This is a genomic window from Anaerococcus nagyae, from assembly GCF_017874535.1.
GTDB lineage: Bacteria > Bacillota > Clostridia > Tissierellales > Peptoniphilaceae > Anaerococcus > Anaerococcus nagyae.
Map to the genome: position 1 here is coordinate 17,011 of NZ_JAGGLS010000013.1, position 14,536 is coordinate 31,546.

The following is a 14,536-nucleotide window of genomic DNA, read 5'->3' on the forward strand; positions in this document are numbered from 1 at the left end:
TGATGTGATTTTTTTCTCTAAACCCCAAGTATTAATTTTGATATATTAAAATAAATTATTAGTGATAAGGAGTCAACTATAGTGGATATTAATGGGCTTGCCATTATTGCTGGGTCTACTCCTAGTTTTTCAGCTACTATTGGTAAGAGCGCTCCTACTGTTTTTGCCATTACTACTACAAATATAATAGTAAGTCCCACTATAAGAGAAACTTGTAATGCTACTTTATCAAAGAAAAAGCATTTTAGAAAGGCTACTATTCCCAAGGCCAAACCACATATAAGTCCTACCGTAATTTCTTTAAGCACAACCTTTGCCCAATCACTTGGTTCTATATCGTGGGTTGCCATTGCACGTATGACCAAGGTTGATGCTTGGCTTCCTGCGTTTCCTCCTGAATCAGTAAGCATCGGAACAAACATATTAAGAGCTATAACTGCCTTAACTACATACTCATAGCTACGCAAAATCGTTGATGTAAAAGTAGCTGATATCATGAGAAACATCAGCCAAGGGATTCTATTTTTAGCAAGAGAGAATGGACTTCTTTTTGAATAATCTTCCTCATCTGGTGTGGTACCTGCTATACGTTGGAAGTCTTCTGTTGCCTCTTGTTCTATAATCCACATTATATCATCTACTGTAATAATACCTACTAGCCTATTTGTCATATCTACTACTGGAAGAGCTGTAAATCCATATTTTTGAAATTTGTGAGCTACATCCTCTTGATCATCTGTTGTATAAACTGTTATTACATCTTCATACATCAATTCTTCTATACGTGTACCAGGTCTACTTGTAACTATTAACCTTAAAGAAACATAACCTAAAAGTTCTTTAGTAGGACTAGTTACATAGCAAGTATAAACTGTCTCGCTATCATTACCTACTTTCTTTATATGAGCTAGAGCTTCTTTTACAGTCATATATGGTTTAATTTCTACAAACTCTGGAGTCATCAAAGTTCCCGCAGAGTATTCTGGAAATTTGAGGTATTCATTTACGAGTTTTCTCGTATCACTATCAGAAGAACGCAAAATCCTTTGAACCATAGCTGCTGGCATTTCTTCTAGTGTATCTACCTTATCATCAAAATTTAATTCATGCAATAGTTCTTTGAATTCATTTTCATTTAGGCCTTTTTGAAAATTTTCTTTCTGATCAGAATCAAGCTTTGCGAATACTTCTACTGCGTCTTCTTTTTTGAGTAATCTAAATACTACTAGGGCTTCTTCTGGAGTTAATTCTTCTAAAAACTCTACTATATCTGCAGCATTGGATCTACGTAGAAGTTCAGATAATTCATTTGTTTCTTTGTTTTCTAATAGATGATAAAGTTCTTTTACTCTATCTTCTGTTGAATTATAATTACTCATCTTATCTCCTCCTACATAGTTATACCTGGAAGAATCGCTTGAGCTATATTAAAGTAAACGATAAGTCCTAGGGAATCTACAATTGTTGTGATAAGTGGACTTGCCATTATTGCTGGATCTGCGCCAAATTTTTCAGCAACTATAGGTAAAAGTGAACCTATGGCCTTAGCCATTACAACTATGGCAAGAATAGTTAAAGCTACAACAAAGGCAACATTAATTGCAACTTTATCAAATAAGTAACTTTTTAAAAAGGCTACTACAGCTAAAGCAAGCCCGCAAATAAGACCTACAGATATCTCTTTAAGTACTACCTTAGCCCAATCTCTTGGCTCTATATCATGAGTTGCCATTGCACGTATTACAAGAGTTGATGCCTGGCTGCCTGCATTACCTCCAGATCCTGTAAGCATTGGTATAAACATATTAAGAGCTATAACAGTTTGGATTACATCTTCATATCTTTTTAATATAGTAGATGTAAATGCTCCTGAAATCATCAAAAACATCAACCAAGGAATCCTATTTTTTGCAAGATCCCAGGCTGTCATTCTAGAATAATCTGATTCTTCAGGTGTGGTACCTGCTATACGCTGGAAGTCTTCTGTTGCCTCTTGTTCTATAATCCACATTATATCATCTACTGTGATAATACCTACAAGCTTATTAGCATGATCCACTACTGGTAAGGCTGTAAATCCATATTTTTGAAACTTATGAGCTACATCTTCTTGATCTTCTGTAGTTTCTACTGTGATAACATCCTCATACATTAAATCTTTTATCTTTACATCAGGCTCGCTTGTAACTATTACTCTTAATGAAACATAACCTAATAGTACTTTTTTAGGACCAGTAACATAGCAAGTATAGACAGTTACCTTGTCATGCCCAACTTTTTCTATATATTCTAAGGTTTGACCAACAGTCATATCTGTACTTACCTCGACAAACTCTGTAGTCATCAAAGTCCCTGCAGAATATTCTGGAAATTGTAGGTATTCATTTACCAAATCTCGAGTTTGGCTATCAGAAGTTTCTAGTATATTTTGAACCATCTGAGCTGGCATTTCTTCAAGGGTATCGATCATATCATCGAAATTAAGTTCATCTAAGATTTGTTTGAATTCATCTTCATTTAGACCACTTTGAAGCTTCTGCTTATCCTCTTGATCAAGCTCCGCAAATACTTCTATAGCATCTTCTTTTTTAAGAAGCCTAAATATAACCAAGGCTTCTTCTGCTGGTAAATCTTCTATGCATTCTACAACATCGATTGGATTAGTTCTCCTAAGAAGTTCCGTAAGCTCATCTATTCTCTTTTTTTCTAAGAGATAATTAAGTTGTCTAATCCTATGCTCACTAGATTTGTACTTATACATAGTATCACCATTTTATTTCATTAAGAAGTTCAGCTAAAGCTCTTATAAATTGGTCATCATGTTTAAAATCTAATTTATTTAAGTCAAGATCTTCATTAGCTTCAACTTCTATATCTGGAGTTACACCTACCTTATTAATTTCTGTGCCATTTGGTGTAAAATATTCACTTATAGTTATCTTTGCACCAGCACCATTATCTAGAGTAAAAACTTTTTGTACGACACCCTTACCAAAAGATTGAGTACCAACAATTTTTGCACGTTCTCTATCTTTTAATGCTCCTGCAAGAATTTCACTAGCTGAAGCTGAATTTTCATTTTGGATAAGTACTATTGGAATATCATCCATATCTGCATCAGATTTTTCTTTAACAACATTTCCTTTTTTATCTTTTGTACTTACTATAACTCCTTCATCAAGAAAGTTATCAGCTATGTTTATTACAACATCTAAAGCTCCACCTGGATTATTTCTAACATCTAATACTAAACCATCAATATTTTCAGATTTAAGTCTATTAAAACTTTCCGAAAAGTCATCCCAAGTTACATCATCAAAAGCCTTGATATGGATATATCCGATCTTCTTATCATCTATTTCTACTATATCATCATCTACAGTATCAACTGAAACATCTGATCTTTTTACCTCTACATCAAATTCCTTAGAGTTGGATGAATCTTCTTCCGTTCTAAGAATAGTAAGCTTGACGCTACTACCAGGTTCGCCCTTTATTTCAGCAACTGCTTCTTCTAATTGATCTGGGCCAAAAGATTTACCATTTACCTTAGTTATATAATCTCCTGGCTTTATTCCAGCTTCTTTTGCAGGTGAATTATCAAATACTGAAACAGCCTTTATGTATCCTTCTTTGCTGGCTTGGACAGATACTCCTATGCCTTGATAACGTCCATCCAAAGTTTCCATCAACCTGCTAAATTCATCTTTTGTATAATATGCTGTATAAGGATCACCTAAATTTGCAAACATTCCCTTAAGAGATCCTTCGTAAATCTGATCATCGTCAAAGTCAAATAGATAATTTTGCTTTAGCAATGCTTTTAGGTTTTCCATTTCAGCAATATGTTCCTTATCTCTATTATTAGAAGTAGATGAAATATTCATATTACTACCTAGGGAAAAACCTGTGAATCCTACACCTGCAATAAGCAAAAGTGCAAGTATAAACTTCCCGAATTTTTTCATAATTCCTCCAATCATACATATAATTCATACCCTTATTTTCAGAGTCATAATAATATAACTATACAACAATTTTTCTCAGTTTTAAATATATATAATAGCTATTATTTATAGCAATTTAAAATCTTATAATAAAAAAAGAGGGTATGAAGTGAGATACAAAATCTGAAATACAAACTTTATCCCTATCTTAACAAACCTCTTTTTATTTAAGCATATTTACTTTTGTGTATTTGCCCTATTTAGGGTTTCTTTTATTAGCTTATCTGTATCTTCTTCTCTTACTCTAAGTTCATCATATGCTAATTCAGTTGGCAATCTAAATTCCATACTGTTTGCTCTAAGCATGTTTACTTGTCTAATGCCGTGTTCAACACCTTCCTGATCTGTTAATTTTTCATCTTCTTTATAAGCTTCTTCTAGTTCATCAAAGCTCATTACTTGAAGTTCAGTAGATTCTTCTTGACCTAATTCTTCTAGAATTTTTTTATAAAAATCCTCATAGCTTATATATCCTGTAGATACCGGATAAGTTCTCCTGTGTTCTCCATTTTCAAGAGCAGATATAGCTGCTTGTCCAACTTGGCTTGCACTTATTGTTGCAGCTCCACCTGTTGTAACTGGCATAAATTCTTGACCTCTTAGCATATCTACATACATAGACCAAAGAGGGATTTTACCTTCCATGGTTCCAAAAATATATGGAAGTCTAAGGACTGAAACATTCATCGCTCCATCTCCTTCATACATTGCTACTTTTTCTTGAAGTAGTCTGGTTTCTACATAAGGTTCTTTTTGATAAGAGTATTCCCTTAGTTCCATATTATTTTCTGCAAATTCTGCAGTATATGAGCCTAACAACACGAAACTTTTCACCCCAGACTCTTTAGCAAGTCTTGCAATCCTTTGAGTTGGCAATACATTTTTTTCATAAAAAAACTTGCGTGCAGGCTTTTGTGGTACTATTCTCTCATCAACACCACCTGCATATACAAAGCCATCACATCCACTTATCAAACTAATAATTTCTTCATCATTTAAGTCAAAGAAATTTTGTATAATAAACTCTACATTATCCTTCTCTTTAAATTGTAAATTTTCTGGAAGTTCTACAATATCAACAGTTTTTACAGAATATCCACGATTTGTAGCTTCTTTTATTGTGTGATAGCCTAAAAATCCTGCCCCGCCCAAGACAAATATTTTATTTAAATTTTCCATAATATCTCCTAATCTCTGCTAATATAATCATAGCTTATATTATAATAATCTTCCACAGCAATTTGTTGAGTACCTTCTTTAAGATCATCTACTGCAGATACTCCCTCTAAGATTTCAACAAGTCTCATAGCAAAATAAACAGTAACAGCAGCACCTCTACTTGTTGTAATGTTTCCATCCGTTACTACTATCTTGTTATCAATGTATTGACCTATATTATCAAGATCTTCTTCTATAGTTGGAAATGAAGTCACTTTTTTGTTAGACAATACTCCTGCACGATTTAATACAATTGGACCTGCACATATAGCAGAAATGATTTTACCTTCATCATTAAACTCTTTTATAATATCTATGACCTTATCATTATCCCTTAAACTTTCTGCACCTTTTGTACCTCCTGGTACATAAAGGCCTTGATAATCATCTAGATTTATATCATTAAGCATCTTATCAGCTTTTATAATAACATTTGATTTTGTTGTGATATATATATCATCCTCTGTAGCGACTGTATCTACAATAACATCTACACGTCTTAAATAATCTATTACAGTTAAAGTTTCTACATCTTCACAGCCATCAGCCAAAAATACTAAAATTTTATTCATATTAACTCCTCTCGATTGTATTTTTACCCCAGAAATGCTAATAAGTTTTACAGTTTCATACATATATATATTTAAATAAAAGAGCTTTATATGAACTTTATTTAACTACTTTATATGATCCATCTATTAGCTGTATAGTAGAGCTTTTAAGGCCCGTATCTATACTAGTAAGCCCTTGCGGTCTATTGCCATCGTTGTCTATAATCCTTGACTCTCCTATCTCATTGTCACTTTTTAAGAAATAATTATATGATACGAAGTCTTCTATATTTTCTATATCTCCTTCATTAAAAGTAATAGTTGGATCATCATAAGTTACATCTATGTTATACCAATTACCATCTACCTTTACCATATTCCAAATATGAGCTTCCCCTGTTTTTTTTGAAGTTCCAGTAGCATATCTTACATCAAGACCTACCTTTGTTGCTAGTTTATCAAAAAGAGTAGCATAAGCATTACAAACTCCACCATTGCCATAAAGTATACTTGCAGGATGGTAGATAGAATAACCACCACTCATATTATTGCTATCTCCTCTATTATATTGATTTTGAGTTACTATAAAATCATGGATTTTTAATACCTTATCAATATCAGTGTCATTTGCACTAATATTTTCTCTCACCCACTTATTAGCAAAGCTTTCTACTTCTTTTTCAACTGATGGATCTTCTCTGTAACTTACATTAAAGGTAGCAGAATTAACATAGAACTTATCTCCTTTAGCTCTTTTAGGATTATATTTAGTTTTTATATTCGTTCTTCCATACATACTATAAAAGAAATACCAGTCTTCTTTAGCTGTCTCTAGAAACCATTCTTGCAACTGAGAATTTGTTGTGTAACCATTTACATTTATAGTAAATTCAGTGTTTCTATTATTTAAATTAGATCTTATAATGTTTTTAATTCTGATATTTAGATTATCAGTATCTTTTACTTGGCTTCTAGCCCTGTATACTATATTTAATAAATCTTCTGATTCTTTTATTAATCTTTCAAGGTAAGCTTTCTTATCTCCTTTAAATGTATTTGGTGCATGAGCTAAAAGATACTTAGCAGCTTTAACAGTACTTTCTAGATCGGATGTATCAATTTGTGCAACTTCCTCTACACTACTTGCATAAGCAGTAGATGTAGATATAGGTATATCTATTACTGGGCCTATTGCTAAAAAAGCAGCAAGACTAGCCGTTAAAAGTTTATTTTTCAATGCAAACTCCTAAATATTTTTTATTTATATTATTATATAATATACATTTTTTTACCTTATTTTAAAGTTTTAAAATATTTATTTATGAGAATAATCCATAAGTTATATAATATTATACTATATATTTTTCTTGTAAAAAAAAAGACCAGCAATGGTCTTTAAAAACTTATACTGTATTATAATCTACTATATTTTAGAAAGCATTAATTCCCCTTCAGCTATTAAAGCTTCTGATTCTTTTATTAATCTTTCTAGCAAATCGGCATTCTTCTTAGAAAAATTAACAGCTCGCTTTTGCAAAGTTTTAGCTGCATTAATTGTTATTTTACTATCTTCTATAGCTTTCATTAATTCCTGCTTTTGGACACTACGATACGTTTCAGATTCTATTGCATTTTTAGCATTATTTATTCTTATGGTTGCTTGCCTTAATTCCTCATAATTAGCTGAATCTAGTCTAGCGAGTAAATATTTACCATTATTTATAGCATTTTCATATTCTGCCTTAGATTCTTGACTAGCATAGTTATAATAAGCATTACTATTTACGACATTTACCATGTCATCAACAGCTATCTTTAATTGAGAAACTTGATTATTAAAATTTGAATTTTGACTAGTTGCCTGTGCTTGAGATTCATCTGCATGAGCTATAGGGCTAGCAATTCCTAAAAAAGCTAGGTTTGTTACTAAAAGTATTTTAAACAAATTTTTATTGTTTTTCATATTATCTCCAATCTGTAAATTTAACCTTTTATGCCATTTATATAATTTAAGACTTGTTTACCTTCTAATATTAGTTCGTTAGCTTTGTCAATTAACCTTTGTAAATAATCTATATTTTTACTAGAAATATATTGCGCATTTTCTACTATATACTTCTGCTCCCTTTTTTGTAAGTTTACATTCTTCAATAGCTTTTTCTAAATTCTTAATTTCATCTTGCTTTTCTTCATTTATATTTGGGGATAGTTTGACTAGGTTATTTTTAGAAGCTATTAACTTATTATAAGCTGATTTTAATTCTTCTATACTAGAGCTTGGATTTTCAAGTGTAGATTTCGCAAAGATCACAGCATCATTATAATAAAAATAAGTCTTTTTTGTATATGTAGACTTGTTATCTCTTATAGTTACTGAATTTTCTAATTCTTTTTTTATTTTATTAACATCATCATTTCTTAAATTATAAGTGTTAATATCGTCATTACATTCTTTTAAATTTGATTCTTGACTAATCTCAGATTCTAATGTATAGTAACTATTCATTTCTTAAGCATTTGCTTTAGGAATAATTAATATAAAAACTAAAGTTAGGTAGGCTTCAAATTTAATTAATTTTTCCTTCATTTACAATTCCTTATTAATTGGAAGTTTCATTTTGGACATTATATCCCTAAATATACTTAATAAAGCTAGCTAAAAAGGCCCAATAGGGCCTTAGATTCTAATTATTCAGCTTTTAGTTGTGCAAGAGCATCTTGTGCTTTTTCTAATAAATCATTTGATTCATCTAATAAAGAGTTTAGTTCATCTTCATGTGCCTTAGTAGATTCTGGTGAGATTTGGAATAACAGTTCAACCGCACGTTGAGATGATCTTAAATCAAATATAGCTTGTTCCAATTCTTCTATTTTCTCTTCTTTGGATTTATTATCTTTTGAGGATTCTTTTTCTGTATTAGCTTCTTCAGATTCTTTATCTTCATCAGATTTTTCATTGTCCTCTAAATCCTCTGTTTTTTTATCTGTAGATTCTTCTTCATTTTCTTCTACTTTATCAGAGTCTTTTTCAGTAGAATCTGCTGCTTGCTTTTCATTTTCTTCAACTACTGGTGTTTTTGCTTCTTCTTTTTTATTTTCATCTTCTACCATATTGTCACATCCAGTAAGACCAATTCCTAATACTAATGCTGCTACTAATGTTTTATTTAATTTCATCTTTTCTCTCCTTTTTTATACCCTCATTTTTATCCTTATTTTTACCTGTAAGAACAAAAGCTCCTACGGCTACTGCTAATACTATTATTACTCCTGCAAGTGATTTTATACCAGTCCTTACTATGGATCCTGGATTTATTGTTGCAGGAACTTGTCTAGTTGTTGTTACTGGTGTGGTTGTAGTAGTTGTCTTTGGAACAGTAGTAGTTGTTTTTGTAGTAGAAGTAACTGGACTATTGCTACCACTAACTCCGCCCTTAGGTATAGCTTTATTTAACTCAGATTCAACCGCTAAAAGATCATCCATAGTGGTATCTCCACTTTCAGATAATCCATTTATTTTTTTCTCTAAGTCCGATCTAATTTTTGAATCAGCTATATTTTTGCCTTTATCAGCAAAGATAGACTCTAGTTCTTTTAGTTTTTCTTCAAACTTATCCCCGTCAAGAGCTTCTTTTGCATCTTCTAACTCTTTCAAGGATTTTCTTAATTCTTCTTTTGAGGATCTCTTATCTTTAATAACTTCCTTTGCATCAGAAATAGCTTTTTCATATTTTTGTTTTAATGAATTCTGAGCCTTGGAGTATTTATCAGTATTTCTAAAGTCATGATCTTCATCTATTATTTTTTTAATAGATGCACTTAAATTTTCATCAGATTCCTCTTTGTCAGAACTATCATTATTTAGAATTTTATCAACTATAGGTTTTATTTCACTTTGACTTAGAGCACTAATCAATGCTTTTTTAGAATCTTCTTCATCTTGGCTAGTTTTAGAATTCTCCGCTGCCTGTATTGCATCTACAAGATTTTTACCTTGAGTAAGACCAACATCGTTTTTGTAATTTTTATCTTTTGTAACTTTATAGGCAAGATCTACTAATTCTTCTAAAGATAGTTTATTTAAACCTATATCTTCATCATTATCATTGATTAATTCTCTAAATGGTTTTAGAGCCGCTTCTAGATCACTTATTGCTGATTTGATTTCCTCATCTGTACTAGCTTTCATAGCTTCTTCATAGGCATCCTTGAGTCTTTCTCTTTCAGTTTGTGCAAATTTTGAAAAACTCTTATGATTTATAGCAAACTTTGCTTTTGATATTAAATCTTCTAAGTGAGATTTGTCGTTTTCTTCACTTGTATCTTCATAATATCCTAAATCTTTTAAGGCTTTTTCAATATTTTCTATACAATTATCAATATCTTCAGTAGAAATCGGCTTTTCATTAGCATATTCAGCTAATAAATCAATTGCTTTATTTATAGCTTTATCGTAATTCTCTTTACTTTCAACAGAAGCATTCTTATATACTAAATCTTTCTTAACTACTTCTGAATTATTTTTAAGTTTTTTAAGCTCAATTATTGCCTTATCAATTTTTCCTAAATCATTACCTTTATCTGAGTTTTCAAGTTCTTTTTTAATAGTATTAATTTTATTGATTATATTCTCTACATCATTATCAGAATACTTATCCGCACTTATAATTTTTTCTGCTTCTTTTATAGCATTATCATAATCTTTTTTAGCTTCAGCAGATGATTTTTTATAAGTATTATTTTCACGATAATTATCAGCTTCATTAACTAATCTTTTTAAATCATCGATTGTATAAGTTCTTGAAGAATTATTATCATCTAAAGTTTTTATAGGTACTGGAGCTAAAGTTAGGGTTGCACGTTTTAGATTATTTAAAGCCTTGTTTAGTTCTTCAGTAGATACTTTAGAATCAGCTAATAAACCTTGAGCTTTTTTCTTAGCTATATTATAAGTTTCTTGGGCAGATTTACTTGCCTTATCGTAATTTTGAGGTTTATTAGAATATGTTTTAATTTGTTCTTTTAAGCGATTAAATTCAGTGTTTTCTCTATTTATATTAGATAAAGCTTTATTATAAGCATTATTTAAGTTTCTATAACTAGAAACTAAATCATCCGTACTTGAATTAGGATTATCGTAAACTTTCTTTGCAATATTAGATGAAGTAGATAAGCTATTTAGTATATCTTTACTAGATATCTTTGAATAATCGCTAGATTCAGTAAATTTTTTTACAGTATTTACTAAGTTCTCTAAATCACTATGGGCTTTACCATATGCAATTGAATCAGTATCCTTAATACTTTCAATATCATCACTTGTTAAGGCTGAAGCTCCATCAAGTTCATACTTTCCTTCTAATTCATTAATAATACCAGCTAAATTTTTATTTTGTTTATCAATATCACTTGAATCTACTTCATTGTTATTTAAGATATTAGTTGATTCATCTATAGCACTTGTTAATCTATTTTTATCTTCATCACTGATATTTTTATTTACTATGGAAACTTCTAATTTCTTAGCCATTGCAATTGTTGAGCTAAGAGCTTGTCTATCTTCATATGTAATATAAGAATTCCCACCTAAATTTTTCTTAGCAGTTTTTATATTATCTATTAAAGTTTTCTTATCTTTATTATCAGTATCACTAGAATTTTTTGCGTTATTAATAGCTAAATCGTAAGTTTCTCTTTCAATTTTGCTAGCATTTTTGTAACTAACAGAGTCTTGTATAGTACTTTGCTCATCTATTAAACTATTTAATTCTTCATTATTTTCTTTTTGATCTTCAATCTCAGCTGCATAGGCAGATGAATTAATATTGTAATTTCCTAAGGGAATAATTGTACCAACAGCAATAGCTAAAGCAACAGTTCCCGCATATACTTTTTTCTTTTTCATTTATAGCTCCTAAATAAGTATAAACCTAAGTAATTAACTTAATTTTAGATACATAAATTATACAGTATATATATAGTAATGTCAAAAATATCAAGAACTGATTTGTTGTTTAAATATTGAAATTCCAACAATACCTAATTTTGATATCTAATCCTTATCATAAACTAATTATAAAAAATTAATATAAGTCTTAAATAAAAAATAAAGAGATAGATATTATTAAATTTTATAAAAATAAATTCCAAAATAAAAAATAAGCTTATAAATAAAGAAACGTTATACTATATTAGTATATGGACATTAATACTATAATACTATAAAAAAGATCTTGATGGGATTAAATTTTGTACTAAGTTCCAATTGGGTTTAAATGCTTGCATTTAAAACTTCTGTAATGAATAAAATTAATACAGAAAACTATTATTAGGAAACTAAAGGCACATAACTCGTTTGTACAATAATATTTATTATATAAATAATAAAAAAAGACACCCTATAAAAGGGTGTAAACTTGGTGGGCCTCCAGGGACTCGAACCCTGGACCTACCGGTTATGAGCCGGGCGCTCTAACCGACTGAGCTAGAGGCCCACAATATAAAATATTGTGTTAAACTTTTTTATATTTAATTTTATAAAACATAAAAACTTATGGTGGACCTGAGTAGACTCGAACTACCGACCTCACGCTTATCAGGCGTGCGCTCTAACCACCTGAGCTACAGGTCCATAATTATTGAGCATTCACTAATAACGTTAAGCTCTAGATCGGCTTACTCTTGGCAGGGGAGACAGGACTTGAACCCGCGACATCCGGTTTTGGAGACCGACGTTCTACCAGCTGAACTACTCCCCTATATGAGTTGACAAGCTCTATAAAAAAATAAAACAAGAATACTTGTTTTATGGTGCCCAGAGGCGGAATCGAACCACCGACACGAGGATTTTCAGTCCTCTGCTCTACCGACTGAGCTATCTGGGCATTTTAAAAATATAATGGCGGAGAAGGAGGGATTTGAACCCTCGCATCCCTTTTGAAAGGATCTACTCCCTTAGCAGGGGAGCCTCTTCAGCCACTTGAGTACTTCTCCTAATCAGTTATTAATTTATGATTATATAAAATATTAATAACCTATATTTAAATAGGTGTATTGGCGGAGAGGAAGGGATTCGAACCCTTGTGAGCCAAAGACTCTAACGGTTTTCAAGACCGCCCCGTTATGACCGCTTCGGTACCTCTCCAAATATACTTAACAAGTAAGTATCTTATTTAATTATAAAAGTAATCAAATGGCAAAAGATTCCTTTTAAGCCAATCGATATTGACTTTTGCCTTTTATATAAGATTAGATTAGCCTATCTCATGCGAAATAGGCTATTCTTAGATGGTGACCCATCGGAGATTCGAACTCCGGACACCCTGATTAAAAGTCAGGTGCTCTACCGACTGAGCTAATGGATCGTATGGCTGGGATAGCAGGACTCGAACCTACGCATACCAGAGTCAAAGTCTGGTGCCTTACCGACTTGGCTATATCCCAATATTTTAGTACACGGTTATTAATTACTATACTCTAATATATAAGTTTGTCAACATATATATCACAAATCGGTCAGACTTGTTGTGGCGCGCCCTCCAGGATTCGAACCTGGGACACACGGATTAGAAGTCCGTTGCTCTATCCAACTGAGCTAAGGGCGCCTGGAGCGGGTGAAGGGAATCGAACCCTCGCAACCAGCTTGGAAGGCTGGGGCTCTACCACTGAGCTACACCCGCAAAATAACATCTCCAGCTTTCATAAAAATTCCAATCAGCTGGACAAGCATTTTGGTGGGGATGAGCGGATTCGAACCACTGAAAGCAAAGCTAACGGATTTACAGTCCGTCCCATTTGGCCAACTCTGGAACATCCCCAAGTATATCATTTTCATTAAAGTTTTATAAACTTTTTGGAGCTGATGATAGGACTTGAACCTACAACCTATTGATTACAAATCAATTGCTCTGCCAATTGAGCTACATCAGCGCATTGGATCACTGTTGCAATCCAAATGGCGACCTGGATGGGATTCGAACCCACGACCTCCGCCGTGACAGGGCGGCATTCTAACCAGCTGAACTACCAGGCCATAAATCATTAGTCTTTATTCTAATACTTATGTCTTACTACATTACTCTAAATGATATCTCTAAAGCTAAGTAGATTATAAATTTGGTGGAAGTAACAGGGCTCGAACCTGTGACCCCCTGCTTGTAAGGCAGATGCTCTCCCAACTGAGCTATACTTCCGTAAAGCAGAACTTTTATAAAGTCCTCGAACTTCGTTCTGCGGTATTTCGTGCTGTAGCACGACTCCTTTATGAGCCAGAGAGGCTTGTTTGGTGACCCTACCGAGATTCGAACTCGGGATACCACCGTGAAAGGGTGGTGTCTTAACCGCTTGACCATAGGGCCTTATTAAAACGACTTAATAAGTATAACATATATAGTTAAGTAATACAAGTCTTTTTTACAGAAATTTGGTTGCGGGAGCTGGATTTGAACCAACGACCTCCGGGTTATGAGCCCGACGAGCTACCAAACTGCTCTATCCCGCGATATTTTACATAAACACATAATAATGGTGCCGAGGACCGGAATCGAACCGGTACGATGTTTGACCATCGCAGGATTTTAAGTCCTGTGCGTCTGCCAGTTCCGCCACCCCGGCACAAATATAAAACTCATCTAACCTTAGTGACTTTTATAACACTAAGACTAATTTGGCGCTCAGGGTGGGACTCGAACCCACAACCTACCGGTTAACAGCCGGGTGCTCCACCATTGAGCTACCTAAGCATATCATACTTAATTAAAT

At 32.4% G+C, this 14,536-nt stretch carries 10 protein-coding genes and 18 tRNA genes; all 28 read right to left on the reverse strand.

Annotated elements, in window-relative coordinates; genetic code table 11:
• Nucleotides 1–17 precede the first annotated feature (17 nt).
• The gene (gene mgtE / locus J2Z39_RS08240) at nt 18–1,379 is read right to left on the reverse strand and encodes a magnesium transporter (RefSeq protein WP_209814742.1); all 1,362 of its coding nucleotides are present in this window, start codon (nt 1,377–1,379) and stop codon (nt 18–20) included.
• A gap of 11 nt (nt 1,380–1,390) precedes the next feature.
• Nucleotides 1,391–2,761: a magnesium transporter gene (gene mgtE, locus J2Z39_RS08245; RefSeq protein ID WP_209814744.1), complete on the reverse strand. Its 1,371-nt coding sequence runs from the start codon at nt 2,759–2,761 to the stop codon at nt 1,391–1,393.
• A gap of 4 nt (nt 2,762–2,765) precedes the next feature.
• On the reverse strand, nt 2,766–3,968 hold the full coding sequence (locus tag J2Z39_RS08250; RefSeq protein ID WP_209814745.1) for a S41 family peptidase: 1,203 nt from the start codon (nt 3,966–3,968) through the stop codon (nt 2,766–2,768).
• Nucleotides 3,969–4,184: 216 nt separating this feature from the next.
• On the reverse strand, nt 4,185–5,186 hold the full coding sequence (locus J2Z39_RS08255; RefSeq protein WP_209814747.1) for an NAD-dependent epimerase/dehydratase family protein: 1,002 nt from the start codon (nt 5,184–5,186) through the stop codon (nt 4,185–4,187).
• Between the two features lie 8 nt (nt 5,187–5,194).
• On the reverse strand, nt 5,195–5,797 hold the full coding sequence (locus tag J2Z39_RS08260) for a DJ-1 family glyoxalase III (protein WP_117521905.1): 603 nt from the start codon (nt 5,795–5,797) through the stop codon (nt 5,195–5,197).
• A 97-nt stretch (nt 5,798–5,894) separates the two neighbouring features.
• Nucleotides 5,895–7,013, reverse strand: coding sequence for a transglutaminase domain-containing protein (locus J2Z39_RS08265; RefSeq protein WP_209814749.1), 1,119 nt, complete (start codon nt 7,011–7,013; stop codon nt 5,895–5,897).
• 186 nt (nt 7,014–7,199) lie between these two features.
• Nucleotides 7,200–7,739, reverse strand: a complete 540-nt coding sequence (locus J2Z39_RS08270; protein WP_209814751.1) for a hypothetical protein — start codon at nt 7,737–7,739, stop codon at nt 7,200–7,202.
• Between the two features lie 120 nt (nt 7,740–7,859).
• Nucleotides 7,860–8,282, reverse strand: a complete 423-nt coding sequence (locus J2Z39_RS08275; protein ID WP_209814753.1) for a hypothetical protein — start codon at nt 8,280–8,282, stop codon at nt 7,860–7,862.
• A 182-nt stretch (nt 8,283–8,464) separates the two neighbouring features.
• Nucleotides 8,465–8,953 (reverse strand): hypothetical protein, encoded by a 489-nt coding sequence (locus tag J2Z39_RS08280; protein ID WP_209814754.1) that lies wholly within the window; start codon nt 8,951–8,953, stop codon nt 8,465–8,467.
• Nucleotides 8,940–11,681: an FIVAR domain-containing protein gene (locus J2Z39_RS08285; protein ID WP_209814756.1), complete on the reverse strand. Its 2,742-nt coding sequence runs from the start codon at nt 11,679–11,681 to the stop codon at nt 8,940–8,942. The genes J2Z39_RS08280 and J2Z39_RS08285 overlap by 14 nt, the downstream gene beginning before the upstream one ends.
• A gap of 512 nt (nt 11,682–12,193) precedes the next feature.
• A tRNA-Ile gene (locus tag J2Z39_RS08290) sits at nt 12,194–12,270 on the reverse strand.
• Between the two features lie 60 nt (nt 12,271–12,330).
• A tRNA-Ile gene (locus J2Z39_RS08295) sits at nt 12,331–12,407 on the reverse strand.
• A 51-nt stretch (nt 12,408–12,458) separates the two neighbouring features.
• Nucleotides 12,459–12,534, reverse strand: a tRNA-Trp gene (locus J2Z39_RS08300).
• Between the two features lie 50 nt (nt 12,535–12,584).
• Nucleotides 12,585–12,660 (reverse strand) — tRNA-Phe (locus J2Z39_RS08305).
• A 15-nt stretch (nt 12,661–12,675) separates the two neighbouring features.
• Nucleotides 12,676–12,769 (reverse strand) — tRNA-Ser (locus J2Z39_RS08310).
• Between the two features lie 61 nt (nt 12,770–12,830).
• Nucleotides 12,831–12,920 (reverse strand) — tRNA-Ser (locus J2Z39_RS08315).
• Between the two features lie 144 nt (nt 12,921–13,064).
• A tRNA-Lys gene (locus tag J2Z39_RS08320) sits at nt 13,065–13,140 on the reverse strand.
• A gap of 3 nt (nt 13,141–13,143) precedes the next feature.
• Nucleotides 13,144–13,219 (reverse strand) — tRNA-Gln (locus J2Z39_RS08325).
• An 84-nt stretch (nt 13,220–13,303) separates the two neighbouring features.
• Nucleotides 13,304–13,380, reverse strand: a tRNA-Arg gene (locus J2Z39_RS08330).
• A gap of 1 nt (nt 13,381) precedes the next feature.
• Nucleotides 13,382–13,455, reverse strand: a tRNA-Gly gene (locus J2Z39_RS08335).
• 52 nt (nt 13,456–13,507) lie between these two features.
• Nucleotides 13,508–13,593, reverse strand: a tRNA-Tyr gene (locus J2Z39_RS08340).
• A gap of 36 nt (nt 13,594–13,629) precedes the next feature.
• Nucleotides 13,630–13,705, reverse strand: a tRNA-Thr gene (locus tag J2Z39_RS08345).
• 26 nt (nt 13,706–13,731) lie between these two features.
• Nucleotides 13,732–13,808, reverse strand: a tRNA-Asp gene (locus J2Z39_RS08350).
• 84 nt (nt 13,809–13,892) lie between these two features.
• Nucleotides 13,893–13,968, reverse strand: a tRNA-Val gene (locus J2Z39_RS08355).
• 90 nt (nt 13,969–14,058) lie between these two features.
• A tRNA-Glu gene (locus J2Z39_RS08360) sits at nt 14,059–14,133 on the reverse strand.
• A 66-nt stretch (nt 14,134–14,199) separates the two neighbouring features.
• Nucleotides 14,200–14,276: transfer RNA gene (locus tag J2Z39_RS08365), tRNA-Met, on the reverse strand.
• A 24-nt stretch (nt 14,277–14,300) separates the two neighbouring features.
• Nucleotides 14,301–14,389: transfer RNA gene (locus tag J2Z39_RS08370), tRNA-Leu, on the reverse strand.
• Nucleotides 14,390–14,442: 53 nt separating this feature from the next.
• A tRNA-Asn gene (locus tag J2Z39_RS08375) sits at nt 14,443–14,517 on the reverse strand.
• Nucleotides 14,518–14,536: the final 19 nt, after the last annotated feature.

Excerpts from the sequence above, each read along its gene's own strand:
- J2Z39_RS08250 (WP_209814745.1), bottom strand. The coding sequence starts at position 3,968 with ATGAAAAAATTCGGGAAGTTTATACTTGCACTTTTGCTTATTGCAGGT.
- mgtE (WP_209814742.1), bottom strand. The coding sequence starts at position 1,379 with ATGAGTAATTATAATTCAACAGAAGATAGAGTAAAAGAACTTTATCAT.
- J2Z39_RS08275 (WP_209814753.1), bottom strand. The coding sequence starts at position 8,282 with ATGAATAGTTACTATACATTAGAATCTGAGATTAGTCAAGAATCAAAT.
- J2Z39_RS08270 (WP_209814751.1), bottom strand. The coding sequence starts at position 7,739 with ATGAAAAACAATAAAAATTTGTTTAAAATACTTTTAGTAACAAACCTA.
- J2Z39_RS08285 (WP_209814756.1), bottom strand. The coding sequence starts at position 11,681 with ATGAAAAAGAAAAAAGTATATGCGGGAACTGTTGCTTTAGCTATTGCT.
- mgtE (WP_209814744.1), bottom strand. The coding sequence starts at position 2,761 with ATGTATAAGTACAAATCTAGTGAGCATAGGATTAGACAACTTAATTAT.
- J2Z39_RS08280 (WP_209814754.1), bottom strand. The coding sequence starts at position 8,953 with ATGAAATTAAATAAAACATTAGTAGCAGCATTAGTATTAGGAATTGGT.
- J2Z39_RS08255 (WP_209814747.1), bottom strand. The coding sequence starts at position 5,186 with ATGGAAAATTTAAATAAAATATTTGTCTTGGGCGGGGCAGGATTTTTA.
- J2Z39_RS08260 (WP_117521905.1), bottom strand. The coding sequence starts at position 5,797 with ATGAATAAAATTTTAGTATTTTTGGCTGATGGCTGTGAAGATGTAGAA.